Source organism: Oceanobacter sp. 3_MG-2023, from assembly GCF_030688925.1.
Taxonomy (GTDB): domain Bacteria; phylum Pseudomonadota; class Gammaproteobacteria; order Pseudomonadales; family Oceanobacteraceae; genus Oceanobacter.
Genome location: NZ_JAUYVX010000008.1, coordinates 108,618 through 123,708 on the forward strand (window position 1 = coordinate 108,618; position 15,091 = coordinate 123,708).

General features: G+C 53.9%; 15 protein-coding genes. 6 read left to right on the forward strand and 9 right to left on the reverse strand.

Annotated features, from left to right (window positions below; genetic code table 11):
- The first annotated feature begins 142 nt into the window (after positions 1 to 142).
- Positions 143 to 1,102 (forward strand): isopenicillin N synthase family oxygenase, encoded by a 960-nt coding sequence (locus Q8W32_RS09160; protein WP_305414635.1) that lies wholly within the window; start codon positions 143 to 145, stop codon positions 1,100 to 1,102.
- Positions 1,103 to 1,174: 72 nt separating this feature from the next.
- Here the strand turns inward: Q8W32_RS09160 and alc are convergent, their stop codons facing one another.
- Together alc and puuE are read right to left on the reverse strand one after the other, a co-directional pair.
- Positions 1,175 to 2,164, reverse strand: coding sequence for an allantoicase (gene alc, locus Q8W32_RS09165; RefSeq protein ID WP_303434139.1), 990 nt, complete (start codon positions 2,162 to 2,164; stop codon positions 1,175 to 1,177).
- A gap of 11 nt (positions 2,165 to 2,175) precedes the next feature.
- The gene (gene puuE / locus Q8W32_RS09170; RefSeq protein WP_303434140.1) at positions 2,176 to 3,090 is read right to left on the reverse strand and encodes an allantoinase PuuE; all 915 of its coding nucleotides are present in this window, start codon (positions 3,088 to 3,090) and stop codon (positions 2,176 to 2,178) included.
- 245 nt (positions 3,091 to 3,335) lie between these two features.
- Here puuE and Q8W32_RS09175 point away from each other — a divergent pair, with 245 nt between their 5' ends.
- Both Q8W32_RS09175 and Q8W32_RS09180 read left to right on the forward strand, forming a co-directional pair.
- Entirely contained in the window at positions 3,336 to 4,058 is a 723-nt protein-coding gene (locus tag Q8W32_RS09175; RefSeq protein ID WP_305414637.1) for a GntR family transcriptional regulator, read from the forward strand.
- Positions 4,059 to 4,091: 33 nt separating this feature from the next.
- A complete protein-coding gene (locus Q8W32_RS09180) occupies positions 4,092 to 4,589 on the forward strand; it encodes an ureidoglycolate lyase (protein WP_303434142.1) in 498 nt (165 codons plus the stop codon).
- Positions 4,590 to 4,700: 111 nt separating this feature from the next.
- Here the strand turns inward: Q8W32_RS09180 and Q8W32_RS09185 are convergent, their stop codons facing one another.
- Entirely contained in the window at positions 4,701 to 5,294 is a 594-nt protein-coding gene (locus Q8W32_RS09185) for a HugZ family protein (RefSeq protein ID WP_305414639.1), read from the reverse strand.
- Positions 5,295 to 5,422: 128 nt separating this feature from the next.
- Here Q8W32_RS09185 and Q8W32_RS09190 point away from each other — a divergent pair, with 128 nt between their 5' ends.
- Positions 5,423 to 5,587, forward strand: coding sequence for a hypothetical protein (locus tag Q8W32_RS09190; RefSeq protein WP_305414641.1), 165 nt, complete (start codon positions 5,423 to 5,425; stop codon positions 5,585 to 5,587).
- A gap of 6 nt (positions 5,588 to 5,593) precedes the next feature.
- Here the strand turns inward: Q8W32_RS09190 and Q8W32_RS09195 are convergent, their stop codons facing one another.
- Together Q8W32_RS09195 and pip are read right to left on the reverse strand one after the other, a co-directional pair.
- Positions 5,594 to 6,202 (reverse strand): Fic family protein, encoded by a 609-nt coding sequence (locus Q8W32_RS09195; RefSeq protein ID WP_305414642.1) that lies wholly within the window; start codon positions 6,200 to 6,202, stop codon positions 5,594 to 5,596.
- A gap of 72 nt (positions 6,203 to 6,274) precedes the next feature.
- Complete coding sequence (gene pip, locus Q8W32_RS09200; protein WP_305414643.1) at positions 6,275 to 7,243, reverse strand: prolyl aminopeptidase; 969 nt, start codon at positions 7,241 to 7,243, stop codon at positions 6,275 to 6,277.
- A 473-nt stretch (positions 7,244 to 7,716) separates the two neighbouring features.
- Here pip and Q8W32_RS09205 point away from each other — a divergent pair, with 473 nt between their 5' ends.
- Together Q8W32_RS09205 and Q8W32_RS09210 are read left to right on the forward strand one after the other, a co-directional pair.
- Positions 7,717 to 9,114, forward strand: coding sequence for a uracil-xanthine permease family protein (locus Q8W32_RS09205; protein ID WP_303434147.1), 1,398 nt, complete (start codon positions 7,717 to 7,719; stop codon positions 9,112 to 9,114).
- Between the two features lie 115 nt (positions 9,115 to 9,229).
- Positions 9,230 to 9,964 carry a TetR/AcrR family transcriptional regulator gene (locus Q8W32_RS09210; protein WP_303434148.1) on the forward strand — a complete coding sequence of 245 codons (735 nt, stop codon included), beginning with the start codon at positions 9,230 to 9,232 and terminating at the stop codon, positions 9,962 to 9,964.
- Here Q8W32_RS09210 and Q8W32_RS09215 read toward each other — a convergent pair.
- The 4 genes from Q8W32_RS09215 to guaD all read right to left on the reverse strand — a co-directional run bounded on the left by Q8W32_RS09215 (position 9,906) and on the right by guaD (position 15,090).
- Positions 9,906 to 11,726, reverse strand: a complete 1,821-nt coding sequence (locus tag Q8W32_RS09215; RefSeq protein WP_305414644.1) for a hybrid sensor histidine kinase/response regulator — start codon at positions 11,724 to 11,726, stop codon at positions 9,906 to 9,908. The two genes, Q8W32_RS09210 and Q8W32_RS09215, sit on opposite strands and share 59 nt — an antisense overlap.
- 2 nt (positions 11,727 to 11,728) lie before the next feature.
- The gene (locus Q8W32_RS09220) at positions 11,729 to 12,361 is read right to left on the reverse strand and encodes a response regulator transcription factor (RefSeq protein WP_303434150.1); all 633 of its coding nucleotides are present in this window, start codon (positions 12,359 to 12,361) and stop codon (positions 11,729 to 11,731) included.
- Between the two features lie 214 nt (positions 12,362 to 12,575).
- Complete coding sequence (locus Q8W32_RS09225) at positions 12,576 to 13,763, reverse strand: urate hydroxylase PuuD (RefSeq protein WP_303434151.1); 1,188 nt, start codon at positions 13,761 to 13,763, stop codon at positions 12,576 to 12,578.
- Between the two features lies 1 nt (position 13,764).
- On the reverse strand, positions 13,765 to 15,090 hold the full coding sequence (guaD, locus tag Q8W32_RS09230; protein ID WP_303434152.1) for a guanine deaminase: 1,326 nt from the start codon (positions 15,088 to 15,090) through the stop codon (positions 13,765 to 13,767).
- Between the last annotated feature and the right edge of the window lies 1 nt (position 15,091).

Genomic DNA, 15,091 nt, shown 5'->3' on the forward strand with positions numbered 1-15,091 from the left:
CGGGTAACGGCCATCATGACACCTTCACCATGATGGCCGGTCAGGCCCAACCGCAAAGAATACCGCTCGGTTAGCTGGTATTACCTGTCCTCTCTTATCGCCAGACAAGAGGCGGACAGGTTTTTTTATTGGATCTCCGCTTATGAATATTCCCCTGATTGATATCTCCCCTCTGTACCAGCAAGACCATGACGGCAAGGAACAGGTTGCCAACGCCATCGACCATGCCTGCCAGCACAGCGGTTTTTTCTATATCACCGGCCACCCCATCAGCCGTGAACGTATGGCTGACATGCGCCAACTGGCGGAAGAATTCTTCGCTCTCCCCGCCGCAGAAAAACTCAAGATCAATATTCGCTTGTCCGCCAACCACCGTGGTTATGGCGAAACCGCCGCCGAACAGCTTGATCCAAGCCATCCCGGCGACTGGAAAGAATCCTTTGATATGGGCCTCAACCTGCCCGCCGATCACCCCCTGATCGGCCCGGAACGCCCCTTGTATGGCCCCAACCAATACCCGGATGCCATTGAAGGTTTTCAGGCCAAAATGGAAACTCATTACTGGGATATGCTGGCGCTGGGCAAAAATATTCTCAGTGCCCTCGCCATCGCACTGGAGCTGGATGAAACGTTTTTCGACGACAAGTTCGACCACCCGCTCAGCGTGCTGCGTTTTTTACACTACCCTGAACGGCCAGACACAACAGCACAAGCAGCCATGGGCGCAGGTGCCCACAGCGACTACGGCTGTATTACCATTCTTTGGCAAGATGAGATTGGCGGCTTACAGGTGCAGGACGTCAACGGCCACTGGGTTGATGCCCCACCGATTGCAGATACCTTTGTGATCAACATCGGCAATATGATGGCGCGCTGGAGTAACGACCGTTACAAATCGACGCCACACCGGGTATACAGTCCATCCGGAGCCGAGCGTTATTCCATGCCGTTTTTTGTTGAACCGGATTTTGATACCGACGTCAGCTGCCTGCCAAACTGCTGCAGCGAAGGCGAAACGCCCAAATACGAGCCGATTTCTGCCGGAGACTGGATGATTTATTGCTTCAACAGCACCTACGCCTATCGAGCGGAAGAAAGCTGAGTCCGTCCGCCCGTATCCGCCCGGAGCAGTTATCCGGGTGGATACGTCTTGCGGGCGGGATTGACGACGTTATTACTGACTGATTTTACCGAATGCCCGCACGCGGCTGATGCCACCATCCGGGAAGATATTGACCCGGATATGTGTCACGGCTCCCAGCCCCTGCAACTGTTCCTTGAACGTATGTTCCTGGTTCATCTGCAATTTCTGCGATGGCAACAGCTCCTGCCAGTACAGGCTTTGTGCTTCGATCTGGTCATCAGAACCACCGGTGACACAGGCAGCCTGAATCGAGCAGCTATCCGGGTAGTTACCCTTGAAGTGCAGGGTATCGATGATCAATTCCTCGATTGTGCCCTTGTGGCCCAGGGCCAGAATCACCCAGTCAAAACCCGGAGTACGGCGACGAGCCGTTTCCCAGCCATCCCCCATATTGATACCACGGCCCGGTGCAATCAGATTGCTCATATGGCCAAAGTGCTGGTCATTACACGCCAGCGCCCGCCCTCCGTTAAGAGCTGCAGCAAGATCGATCGATTCATCCGCAGACTGGGTCGACCAGTCCCGGTACGGCACACCGTAAACCTTCAAACGCGCCACACCACCATCAGGAAAGATATTCAGGCGCAAATGCGTCCAGGGTTGGTCGGACGCAATCGGGTGCACATGCTGGCTGTTGCCCTGCAATGACACCGACGGCAACACCTCTTGCCAGACCGTATCGTTATTCGGGTCCCCTTCGGGACAAAAACAACCCTCCAAAGACGCCGACGGCGGATAGTTGCCGGTAAAGTAACGGGTATCGATATCCACCGCCTTGATCACGCCCGCCACCCCCAGGCGCACAACCGCATGGTCATAACCCGGCCCGCGTTTCCGGCGTGACTCCCAGCCGTCCATCCATTTGCCGTTGTCGTCATAGACACCTTCCTGCCAGACCGGCTCTTCCGGGTTCAGCATCCGATCGGCGGCGGCAAACCAATCGTCGGTCACGGCGATTACTTTGGCACCCAGGCGGGCGCTGGCGAGGTTAACGTATTGACGCAGTTGTTCTGTATTCATGCTGTTGGGGCCTACTTGGAATGGGGAGGGAAGTGTTCATGCCAATGCCGGGCGATATCGACCCGACGGCAGAACCAGACGTCTTCGTGGCTGCTGGCGTATTCAATAAAACGCTGCAGCGATGCCAATCGGCCAGGTCGGCCAATCAGGCGGCAGTGCAATCCGATCGACAGCATTTTGGGTGCGCTTTCGCCTTCGGCGTACAGCACATCAAAGCTGTCTTTCAGGTACTGATAAAACTGCTCTCCGCAGTTAAATCCTTGTGGAGTGGCAAACCGCATATCGTTACTGTCGAGGGTGTAAGGAATCACCAGATGCGGTTTTTCCGGGCCATCGACCCAATACGGCAGGTCGTCGTCGTACGCGTCGGAGTCGTACAGAAAGCCACCTTCTTCCATCACGACGTCGCGGCTGTTGGGGCCGGTACGCCCGGTGTACCAGCCTAACGGCCGTTCGCCGGTAATATTGGTCAGAATCTCGATGGCTTTTTGCAGGTGCTCGGCCTCTTCGGTCTTGTCCATGTACTGATAATCGATCCAGCGGTAGCCATGGCTACAAATCTCATGACCGGCTGCCACCATCGCCTTGATGACTTCAGGGTGACGCTCAGCGGCCATCGCCACGGCAAAAATCGTCAGCGGAATATTATTCCGTTCAAACAGTTTCAATACCCGCCAGACACCGGCCCGGCTGCCGTATTCATAGATCGATTCCATGCTCATGTGTCGTACCCCGGCTAACGCCTGGGCACCGGGCATTTCCGACAGAAAGGCTTCGGACTCTTTATCGCCATGCAAGACACAGCGCTCGCCACCTTCTTCGTAGTTGAGCACAAACGACAACGCCAGGCGGGCCTTGTTGGGCCACTGTGGATGGGGTGGCTGGTCGCCATAACCGATCAGGTCGCGGGGATAATCCGAATTCATGATGCCTCCTGAGTGCCGCCGCCGGTGGCTGCGACAGGTGTAAACTGAACACAATAATCAAAAACATTGTATACAATATTTTCATCAAGACTAGCTTAATTAGCCGTAAATAAACACTATAGAATCAAAAAATTGCTCTAAAAAAGCCAACAATTGGTTTATAACCCATCATCTTTGTATACAATTTATTGAAATGTTAGTATCCAGTCTCAGCGATTTGCCAGCAGTGGAATTCAAAACATCTCATGATCACCGAACAACAGCCTCAGACCAGTCACCGCGGGGTACAGGATGCCCGGATTTACCAATCCATCTTTGAAGCCATCCTCGAACAACGTTTGCTGCCTGGCACCAAGCTGAACGAAGCAGCACTGGCCGAGGTATTCAGCGTCAGCCGCACGATTATCCGCCGCGCCCTGGCCCGACTGGCACAAGACGGCGTGATTGAGCTGATTCCGAACAAAGGGGCGACCGTTGCCAGCCCGACCCCCGAACAGGCTAACGACACCCTGGTGGCCCGCCAACTGGTCGAAGAAGCGGTCTTGAAACTGGTGTTGGCTATCCCGCCATCCCCGGCCAAAAGCAAGGGGATTAAACAGCTGCGCAAGCTGATAGCACAGGAACAACGTGCCTTTGAAACCGGCGACAAAGGCAACGGCCTGCGGTTGTCTGGGGAGTTTCACCTGCTGTTGGCCGAGATGGCCAACAATCAGGCACTGGCCGGATTCCTGTCACGCCTGGTATCACAAACCTCTCTGATCATTGCCACCTACGAATCACCACACCAGCACCGCCATTGCTCATACGAAGAACATATGTCATTAGTAGATGCCATTGAGTCCGGTCAGACTGCCGAGGCTATCCAGCTGATGAATCATCATATGGAACATATTCAGCTCAAGTTGCAGTTAAGCCGCGATCTGAGCACCCCAGACCTGCACCGGATATTTGCCAGCCAGACCAGCTGACGTATTCACCTGCCCCTAGCCAGAGGAATTGCCATGCCCGTCACACTTGAGCCGATCCCCCTCACCCGAGCAGCCTTCCAGGCCTTTGGTGATGTAATTGAAACCGCCGATCGCGACCATTTTGCTATTAACGATGGGTATGCCGACCGTTTTCATAACCTCGCAGATCTCGATCTGACCGAGCAACAGGGCAAACCGTTGGTGAGTATCTTCCGGGCGCGGCCCCGACCACGACCGATTGCAGTGGATATGATGGAACGCCACCCACTCTCCAGCCAGGCTTTTATTCCGCTATGTCAAACGCCGTTTCTGGTCCTGGTGGCACCTGCGGGAGAGCCACCCCATCCCGACAACCTGACGCTGTTTAGAACCAATGGGGCTCAGGGGGTGAATTTTCATCGCGGGGTCTGGCACTTTCCATTACTGGTGGAAAAAGAAAATCAGCAATTTCTGATTATTGACCGTGGCGGCGAGGAGAAAAACTGCGACCTGCATTATTTTGCCGACGATATCCGCGGTGAAATTGCATAACCGCTGTGTGTTTGCGCCAGGTAACCAGTAGCCAGCCGGGTAAAACAAACAGCTGGAGCAGCACCAGATGTCTTCCAACACTGGAACACGGTGCTGATCCAACCTGCCCAATCACCCTTGTTTATCCACACGGGGCTTGCCCTGATGCACCACTTGCCGTAATCCATCGCCCTCCAGTCGATAGGCCTTGGCAAAGCCAGTGATATAACTTCCATGCTGCGGCATCAGCCGGAACAGATGAAAGTCTCCCAGTCCGCGTAACACCTGCAAGGTCGGGCCGAGATGTTGCGCCATGGCATCCAGAATGATGTTCCGCTCACTGGAGGCAAGGTCGGCATCCCCACGATCAGCCTGTTCCACCACCTCGGCACAGGCATATACCGTGGCCCTGGTACGGGCAAAGATATTACGGGCGCGCTCTTCCGGCTCGATCCAGAACAGACTGACGTTCGGGTTGGCTTGCAGATTCCGGGTGTGGCTGGCCAACTCGGACAGAAAGACGTAAAAACAGCCGTCCTGCTGGATAAACGGCGCATAACTGGTTTCCGGCTCGCCGCTGGCGTTAACCGTCGCCATGGTCAGGCTGTTAAAACCGGCAATAAAGGCGTGGAAATCATCGCTGATTGACACCAGCGTTTCTTCCCCAGAGTCTTCCGGGTTAGCCGTGGTGGGACTATTGCTCGCGGTGGGATTATTGTTGTTCATTGTGCTTTTCCTGACGTCAAAGTGGTCATCTTCAGGTTTATCCTGTATCCATTGTCAGCTGGCTCCCAGGCATGCAATATCATCCGGGAAGCAGCTGAGCTATAATTAAAAAAATCAGGAGATTGATGATGCAAAAACGATCCAAAGATAATCGTCCACCGTTAAACAAAGATGCTGTACGTCGTTCAGTGGCCAGTTCCACCGCGATTGAGACAGGTGAAAGTAGCTTCAAGATTGAAGCCAGACTGAAATCAGGTGAACGCCGCTTTCCAGACCTGACGCTGGCCAACTGATCTTTTTCAGGAGGTCAGACTGTCGCTGACAAGCCGTTTGATGTGTTGGTAGTCTCCACCAACACTTGCCTGTATTGATTTAAAATAAAACTTCTTGTGTTCATCCCAAAGCTGAAAATCCATTGGTTGCCGGCCGGCCTGCACCAGCTGGGCACTCATCAACAATCGAGACAAACGACCATTTCCTTCCCTGAAAGGATGTATCAGGATGAATTCGGCATGAGTACGAGCCAGATGTTCTATCAATGGTTCACTTTCCATTTCAAACAAGAATTTAAACTCACTCAAATACTCTGCATCAAATTGCTGACACTGTGCAGGTAACTGAGTAACGGCTGCAAAATGGAAGTCTCCCTTCGACATATTTACCGTGCGTAACTTTCCTGCCCAATCATACAAGTTCCCGAGCCAGCGCCGATGCCACCGACAAATATCATCGAAGGTCAATACATCGGGAAGATTACCCAACACTTCAAAATACAAATCCTCCAACAACTTTGTTTCCGCAGCATCAATATCATCTTTAAGCGTCAGGCCACGAAGATTCTTTAATACGCCAGCCTCTGCACCAGGCTGCCATACACCTTCATCGGTGCTGATTTCATATTTACTCATTAAGCCGCTACTCCCGATATATAACGGAGTTAATCATGGTGTTACGGGCGGCGCAGGCCCGCCCGTATTCTGCTATTCGGCAAACCGGTCCGTGGCCTGAATCAGCTGATCCAGAATACCGGGTTCCGTCATGGCATGTCCGGCAGCTTCCACAATATGTAATTCCGCCTCCGGCCAGGCCTTCGCCAGCTGCCAGGCATATTTCAATGGGCATGGCATATCAAAGCGGCCATGGACAATAACGCCGGGAATGCCGTGGAGTTTGTCGGCATCACGCAGCAGCTGGCCGTCGTCCAGCCAGCCTTTGTTGCTAAAGAAGTGATTTTCAATGCGGGCAAAAGCCAGCGCAAACTGGTCGCCGCCGAAGTCATCGACCAAATCTGCGTCGGGCCGCAGGGTAACGGTGCCGCCTTCCCATTGGCTCCAGGCTTTGGCGCAGGCAATTTTTTCGGCGGCGTTGTCGCCGGTCAGGCGCTGGTGATACGCCAGCATCATATTGCTGCGTTCCGCTTCCGGAATGGGGGCCTGGAATTTCTCGAATTTTTCCGGGTGCATTTCCGACACGCCATACTGGTAGTACCAATCCAGCTCGGCTTGAGTCAGCGTATAAATGCCGCGTAATACCAGTTCAGACACCCGCTCAGGATGGGTTTCAGCATAGGCCAGTGCCAGGGTCGATCCCCAGCTGCCACCAAACACCTGCCACGTTTTAATGCCGAATGTTGCTCGCAGCCGCTCGATATCAGCAACCAGATGCCAGGTGGTATTGGCTTCCAGACACGCATGAGGGGTGGAGCGTCCGCAACCACGCTGGTCGAACAGCAGCACGTCGTATTTGGCCGGATCAAACACCCGACGATGGTGATCACTGCAGCCTCCACCCGGCCCACCATGCAGAAACACCGCCGGTTTTGCCCCTGGTGTCCCCACCCGCTCCCAATAAATCTGATGGCCATCACCGACGTCGAGCATGCCGCTGTCATAGGGTGCAATGGCGGGGTAATAGCCGCGCAAGCTGTTGTTTGCCGAAGAGATGGTCATAGTCGTCCTTCCGTTGGGGTCAGCAGGCTAAACCTGGCATGGCCGGAGGTTACAAAAAAAGGCCCGGCAAGATGTCTGGCATCGATGCTGCAAGCCCTGGTACTTACAAGATTACCGCAGCCAGCGGCCCCAGCCAAAGCGGCGAGGTCATATGAAACCACGGCCCAAAGCCCATTTCTGTGCGCTTTTGGGGACAGTGTCTTCTCTCAGGGCATAGTGCGGAAGATCAGCCTGTATGTCTGCGGATACGCGGTTCTTGCCGGGTGCGGCAATATTTTGCTAACTGATTGTTTTTAATGAAATAAATGATTTTTACCCACAATTCTGACCGATTGGCCAGTTTTTTGCTTTTTATTCAGCAACTTGACCGATTGGTCAGCAAAGTATTCCGACAGTATGCATCTTTACCAACATCTGCTCCTTCAGCCCGGTTCTGCCAATGGCTGACGGCAATCATCCTCAGGGAGATAACCATGTCCGACCATCAATCCAATGATCTACTGTATCCACTGGATGCCAGGCCTGGCGCTCTGGAATCCAGCTTCGCCGCCATCCAGCATGTACTGGCCAGTTTTGTCGGTATTATCACGCCAACGCTGATTGTCGGTGGTGTTTTGGGGCTGGGTGAACATATTCCGTACCTGATCAGTATGGCGCTGATGGTCTCCGGCGTTGCCACGGTGATCCAGGCACGTCGCCCATTTGGTATTGGTGCGGGCATGATCTGTGTACAGGGAACCAGTTTTGCGTTTTTAAGCTCGGTACTGGCGGCCGGTTTTATTGCCAAGGGCAAGGGCGGCGGCCCAGAAGAGATTCTGTCGCTGATTTTTGGCGTGTGTTTCCTTGGTGCCTTTGTTGAAATTTTCCTGAGCCAGTTCCTGCACAAGCTGAAGTCGGTGATTACGCCGCTGGTGACGGGGATTGTTATTACCATCATTGGTGTCAGCCTGATCAAGGTTGGCATGACGGATTTGGCCGGTGGCTTCAAATCACCGGATTTCGGTAGCCCGGCGAACCTGGCATTGGGTGGACTGGTGCTGCTGAGTATTATTGTGCTGAACCGCTCTTCCAACAGCTGGATTCGCTTGTCGTCTATTGTAATCGGCCTGGTTATCGGGTTTGTCGCCGCCGCATTTATGGGCAAAATCAGCTTCGACAACCTGGCCAGTCTGCCGGCTTTCAGTATTCCGGTACCGTTCAAATATGGCTTCTCATTCGACTGGACGGCGTTTGCTCCTATCGCACTGATTTACCTGATCACCGCCATTGAATCCACCGGCGACCTGACCGCCAACTGCATTGTGTCGCATCAGCCTATCAAGGGTGAGAGCTACATCCAGCGAGTCAAGGGCGGCGTCCTGGCCGATGGTATTAACTCCTTGCTGGCAGCTCTGTTTAACAGCATGCCCAACACCACTTTCAGCCAGAACAATGGCGTGATCCAGCTGACCGGCGTTGCCAGTCGCTACATTGGTTATTACATCGGTGCGGTACTGTTTATTCTGGGTATGTTCCCGATTATTGGGGGCGTGCTGCAGAATATTCCCAAGCCGGTACTGGGTGGCGCTACGCTGGTGATGTTTGGCACCGTGGCTGCCGCAGGGGTCAAGATTCTCGCCACCGAACACCTGGATCGCCGCAAAATGCTGATCATGGCGGTTTCGTTTGGCATGGGTCTGGGCGTGATCATGACACCTAACCTGCTGGCTGAAATGCCCAAACTGGTGCAGAGCATCTTTGGTTCTGCCATCACCACAGGTGGTCTGGCCGCAATTATCATGAGCGCCCTGCTGCCGGAAGAGAAAACCACCGCTGCAGCGCAAGCCACCATGACAACCGCAACAGAGAAAACCGCTGGCACTGTGTCCTGATTCGAAGATATCGACGACATGGACTGTTAAGATAAGGCCGCCTCTGGGCGGCTTTTTCAGCTCTGCCGCATTTCAGGCTACAATGCCGACACTTTCGATAGAATCAGATAATCTCATGTCTTTAAATATTACGTCCCACGGCCATGAAAAAACCGCCGGTGACATCCGCCAGCGTAACGAGAAAATGATCCTCGCCGCCGCCGAGCAAGAATTTGCTGCTTTCGGTTTCAAAGGCGCCAGCATGCGCGAAATAGCCAATCGTGCCGAGCTACCCAAGGCCAATATTCACTATTATTTCAAAAACAAACTGGGCCTGTATCTGGCGGTCCTGAGTGACATCATCGATCTTTGGGATGGCACCTTCAGCAAAACCATGAATGCCGACGATAACCCGGCCGAAGCGTTGCCAAACTATATTCGCAAGAAAATCGAGTTTTCCTACCAGTATCCACTGGCGTCCAGAATCTTCGCCACCGAGATCATCAGCGGCGGCCCCAATCTCGAGGATTATTTCAGCAACGGCTATGCCGAATGGTTTGAATCCAGGGTGGAAGTGTTTCGGGAATGGCAACGACGCGGCAAAATAAGCGCCAATATCGACCCGGCGCATCTGATCTTTTTACTCTGGTCCAGCACCCAACACTACGCTGATTTCCATATCCAGATCGCCTCGGCCCTGGGTAAAAGCGAACTCACCCCGGCCGACTTTGATGCCGCAACCGATACCCTGACGCATATTATTCTGACAGGTTGCGGGGTCAGCGAGCCGGGAACAGCCACACTGGGCAAGGTCAGTCTTCCTGCTGGGCCAGCCGTTCCTGATGCCGTGCCAACACCCGGGATGCCTTGATTCTCAGCCTTGGCGGTTTGATTGGCTTGTGCAGAAAATCCAGCTGTTGCCAGATAATCTCCTGGGCCACTTCCTCACTGGTATCGCCAGTGATGATCAGTGCGGCAACCCCGGGCAAGGTTTGCCAAACCCGCTGTACCAGCTCACAACCGCTGTATGACCCAGGCATCCGGTAATCAACCAGCATTAACGCAGGCTGATAACCCTGCTCGATGGCTGCCAGGGCATCCTCTGTCGTCACAAAACCGGAACAGTCACTGCCCCAGGATTGCAGCAAATCGGTCATGGCATTAACAATGGCGGCCTCGTTATCCACCACCATAACCGCCAGCCCCTTGAACACATCCTGATTCAGAGCACTGGATTCGCGGTTCTGATCCAGCACTGCGTCTTCCGGTAACGACTCCGCCAGCGGCAGCGTTACCACAAACTCCGTCCCGGCACCCAGTACCGAGTGCACCTTTACTGGCAGTTCCAGCAACAACAGAATCCGCCGGACAATCGCCAACCCCAGCCCCAGGCCTTGATGCCGGTCGCGCTCCTGATTGTGTACCTGAAAAAATTCATCAAAAATACGGCGGCAATTCTCGGCGGTAATACCGATGCCGGTATCCCGGACATGTAACTGCAAGTGATCTTCTGGCCCAAGGGTACAATAGATATCGACCTTGCCCTGTTCGGTATAACGGAACGCATTCACCAGCAAGTTGGTTAATACCCGCTCCAGTAAAACCGGATCGGTCCTGACGGCACAATGGCGACAACCAATCTGGAACGCCAGGCCCCGGATCTGCGCTTCAAGCTGGAACTGGGGTTCCATCCTTGCCAATAATTCATCGAGATAAAATACCACCGGATTGACTGCCACCACCCCGGCATCAAAACGGGAAACGTCAAACAAGGCATCCAGCAACTCATGCAAGGAAGCCACCCCCTTCTGGATATTGGCCAGCCCTTGCTGCTGCTGTGGGGTAGTAACCAGAGCAGCCAGCGATTCACTGTACAGACTGACCGCCTGCAGGGGCTGGCGCAAATCGTGACTGGCAGCGGCAAAAAAATGGGACTTCTCGCGGTTGGCGGTATTGGCGCGCTCGGTTTCCTGCTGCAGGTCTTCGATCAGATCAAGGTTTTCGTATTTCAGCTGGATCGACTGATCAATCACCCGGTGAACAGTACTGCTGAAGCTGAACGTTGCCAGCAGGTAAACAACCCCGCCAAACCCCATCCAGCCGTAAAACCATTCGTCCTCCAGAAACATGCGCCCCAATAACGGCAGCATCAGAGGGGAGGCGAACAAGCGGTAAGACACTGGCCGCGATGACAGCGACACCAGACTGCCTGCAATCATGCTGACAAACGTCAGAATCAGAAATGCGACATTCTTGATCTCCGTGCCATCAAAAAAATGCCAGCCCCCGGCACCCCAGATACAGCCTGTCAGAAAGATCAGCAGCATTTGCTGACGGTCGTAATTCCTCAGTCTCTGGCTATTGCTATTGACCTTGTCCGGCTTGTACAAGCCAAAATGCAGCAGCCGAATCGCCAGGATCGCAACCAGGGCGCTTTCCCACAGCAGTAGTGAATTACTCTGGCGGTCGGCCCAGAAAATAAGTAGCAAGGGCATGCTGCCGAACAGGTTGCCGATCAGAATCATCGGCGTGTTACGCCGGACGATCAGAATTTTTTCGGCTTCAACCTTGATGTTGAGCGCGTTGTCGTTGTTTTCGGCATCATCGACAAAGGGATGGGTGTGGAAAAACATGTCTAGTCCAGGCCCAGTTGTTGAGCCTTCTTGATGGATTCGGAACGGCTTTTGGCACCCAGCGCCATAAAAATAGCGCTGATATGGCTTTTGATGGTGGCCACACTCAGACTCAATTGAGCAGCGATTTCGATATTGGAAAGCCCCTTGCACACCAGTCGCAAGACCTCGAGTTGACGTGGTGTCAGGTTGTGCAGCGAGGCCCATTGTTGATCCGACAGCGAGGCCAGATCCTGTTCGGCATCGATCTCGGTGCAATACACCAGCTTGCCATCGAGCACATCCTGGATGGTTTCGATGATTTTTTTGCCCGAAGAGGATTTTGAAATAAAGCTCATTGCTCCCAGCTGTTTGGCCCGCTGGATATCTGCCGGGTCTCGGGAAGCGGAAACAATAATAACAGGGGTCAGGTTGCTCTGGTCCCGCAGGGCTTGCAGCAGATCAAAGCCATCAATAATGGGTAAGCGCAGATCAATCAGGGCAATATCGTAATCCCCCTTGCGCAAGTATTTAAGGGCATCCTGACCATTGTGCACTGACTCAACATCGGCCTGCAGATCCGAACCCATCAAGACACTCTTGAGTCCATCCACAAACATTTGATGATCATCAACCAGAAGGATTTTTATACTCATATATTATAATTTTTACCCATGAGTACAACATTATGGGGTATTTGCTCGCTGAAGAACGGTATTGGCGGTCACTTTAAACATAACAAGCGGGAAAATGAACAGAGTGCCCAATGTTGCAAGCCATTGCAGAGACGACAAACAAAGGCACAACAAGGCAACAACGACACCCATGCCGAAGCACAGGTGCCGGTTTGTACCAGACGGATCAAGCCCGTTATTGCTGCTCCAGCCAGCGTCCCAGTACTTCCCGTTCGGCATCGGTCATCCCGCTTTTGTTCATAAACGGCATATCGTGGGTATGCACCGCCCGCGCCAGGATCCGGTCTTTCATGGCCTTGATCTGGTCGAGGTTATCGAACATCACTCCTCCCGGTGATACCTTGAAAATATCATCGCTCGGGTTGGCAGCATGACACGCGGTACAGTGCTGTCCGACAATGCCTAACGCCTGTACGTCGGTGACCGCTGGCCCTCCGGTTCCGGCACTGACACTCTGTTCAGAAGGCTTGCTTACCCAGGCAATGACCATACAGCCAGCCAGGGCCGACACCAGAATCATCGGTTTCACCACACCGTGATGGCGCAGGTTGAAAAAGTGTCTGGCCCAGGCACCCATCAGGGCCAGCCCTCCCAGGATCAACCAGCCGTATTCGTGGCCATAGGTCATCGGGAAGTGGTTGCTGAGCATGATAAACAGCACCGGAATAGTGGCGTAGTTGTTATGGGTAGAGCGCAATTTGGCCTTGTAGCCATATATCGGATCCGGCGACTGCCCTTTCTCTGCCGCCGCTACCATGGCCCGTTGTGAGGGCATGATGGTGGTAAAAACGTTGGCCGCCATACAGGTACCGATCAATGCCCCGACATGGATATAAGCCGCACGATCCCCCAGTACCTGGCTCAAGGCCCAGGCCATTGCCGTCAGCAAGACCAGCATCACCAGACCAAAGATCAGCCCGTTTTTGATCAGCGGAGTACGGCAGGCGACTTCGTAAATGGCAAAACCGATCAGCAGTGAACTGACGCCAATACCAATGGCCTGCCAGCTGCTCAGATCGGCTTTGTTACTGTCGATCAGATAACTTTGTGCACCCACGTAGAACACCACAATCAGCAGCAGCATGCCGGTGATCCAGGTGGAATAGGCTTCCCATTTGAACCAGTGCAGGGTCTTGGGCAGGGTTTCCGGAGCGTTGCGATACTTGGCGACTTCGTAAAAACCACCGCCATGAATCGCCCACAGGTCACCCTTGATGCCTTTGTCGAGTTTCCACTGCGGCGGATTTTCCAGCGAGTTATCCAGCCAGACAAAATAGAACGATGCGCCAATCCAGGCGATGGCGGTCAGCACGTGCAGAAAACGTATCAGCAGATGTAACCAGTCGATGATGTAAGCATCCATATCAGTTTTCCCCTTGAGGCACGTGATCCGAATCTCGTTGATGAGCCAGTTGGCCCAGAATATAAGTAGCGGCAATCACCCGATCGTCGCCCAGGGTGTTAAGCACAAACAGCTGCTCTTTCAAGTTGCGACAGTGCTGGCTGCGAAAAGACAGAAAGTCGGTCGCGTGTGGGTCCATCACGATAAAATCGGCCTCCATACCAGGCTGGAAGCTGCCGATCCTGTCATCCAGCGACAGCGCTCTGGCACCGCCCAGCGTGGCCAGATACAAGGCCCGGAACGGGTCAAGGTTGTGCTGGTTCAGTTGCTGGATCTTGTAGGCATCGGCGAGGGAATCAAACGCAGAGAAACTGCTCCCACCCCCGACATCCGAGCCAATGCCGACCCGGATACCGCAGGCGTCCATTTTTTTCAGATCAAACAGGCCGGAACCCAGGAACAGGTTGGACGATGGGCAATGGGCGATTACTGAATCGCTGTTGGCCATCCGCTGGCATTCGTCGTCACAGAGGTGAATACCGTGGGCAAAGACACTGCGTTTGCCCAACAACCCGGCTTGATCGTACACATCGAGATAATGCTCAGAATCCGGAAACAGGCTCTGGACCCAGGCCAGTTCATCGCGGTTTTCCGACAAATGCGTATGCAGATACACACCGGGAAACTCCTGCAGCAAACGTCCCGCCTGCTGTAGCTGCTCTGGGGTACTGGTGGGGGCAAAACGAGGCGTCACAGCGTAGCTGAGACGGTCAACGCCGTGCCATTTTTCAATCAGGGTTTTGGACTCCTGATAGCTACTGGATGCGGTATCGAGCACCGCATCCGGCGCGTTCCGGTCCATCATCACCTTACCGGCAATCATGCGTAGCTGGCGTTGCTGCGCCACGGTAAAAAAGGCATCTACCGATTGTGGGTGCACAGTGCCAAACACCAGAGCGGTGGTGGTGCCATTACGCAGCAATTCGGTGACAAAACGCTCGGCAATCCTGACGCCGTAGTCGTAATCCACAAACTGGCTTTCCACCGGAAAGGTATGGGTCTCCAGCCAGTCCAGCAGTTGTGTACCGTAGGCGGCGATCATCTCGGTTTGGGGGTAATGAATATGGCAATCAACAAAGCCCGGCATCAGGATCTTGCCACGGTAGTCGACGACGTTTGCGCCATCATCCCAAAGCCCGGGCAACTCGGAATACGCCCCGGCCTGAGTGATCAGCCCGGCATCGTCCACGGCCAGTAGCCCGTCGTCGATATATTGCCAGGCGTCCTCTCCGGCAAACTGCGGGTCGGCGGTAAAAAACAGCAGCGAGCCACGAAATACTGTGCTCATA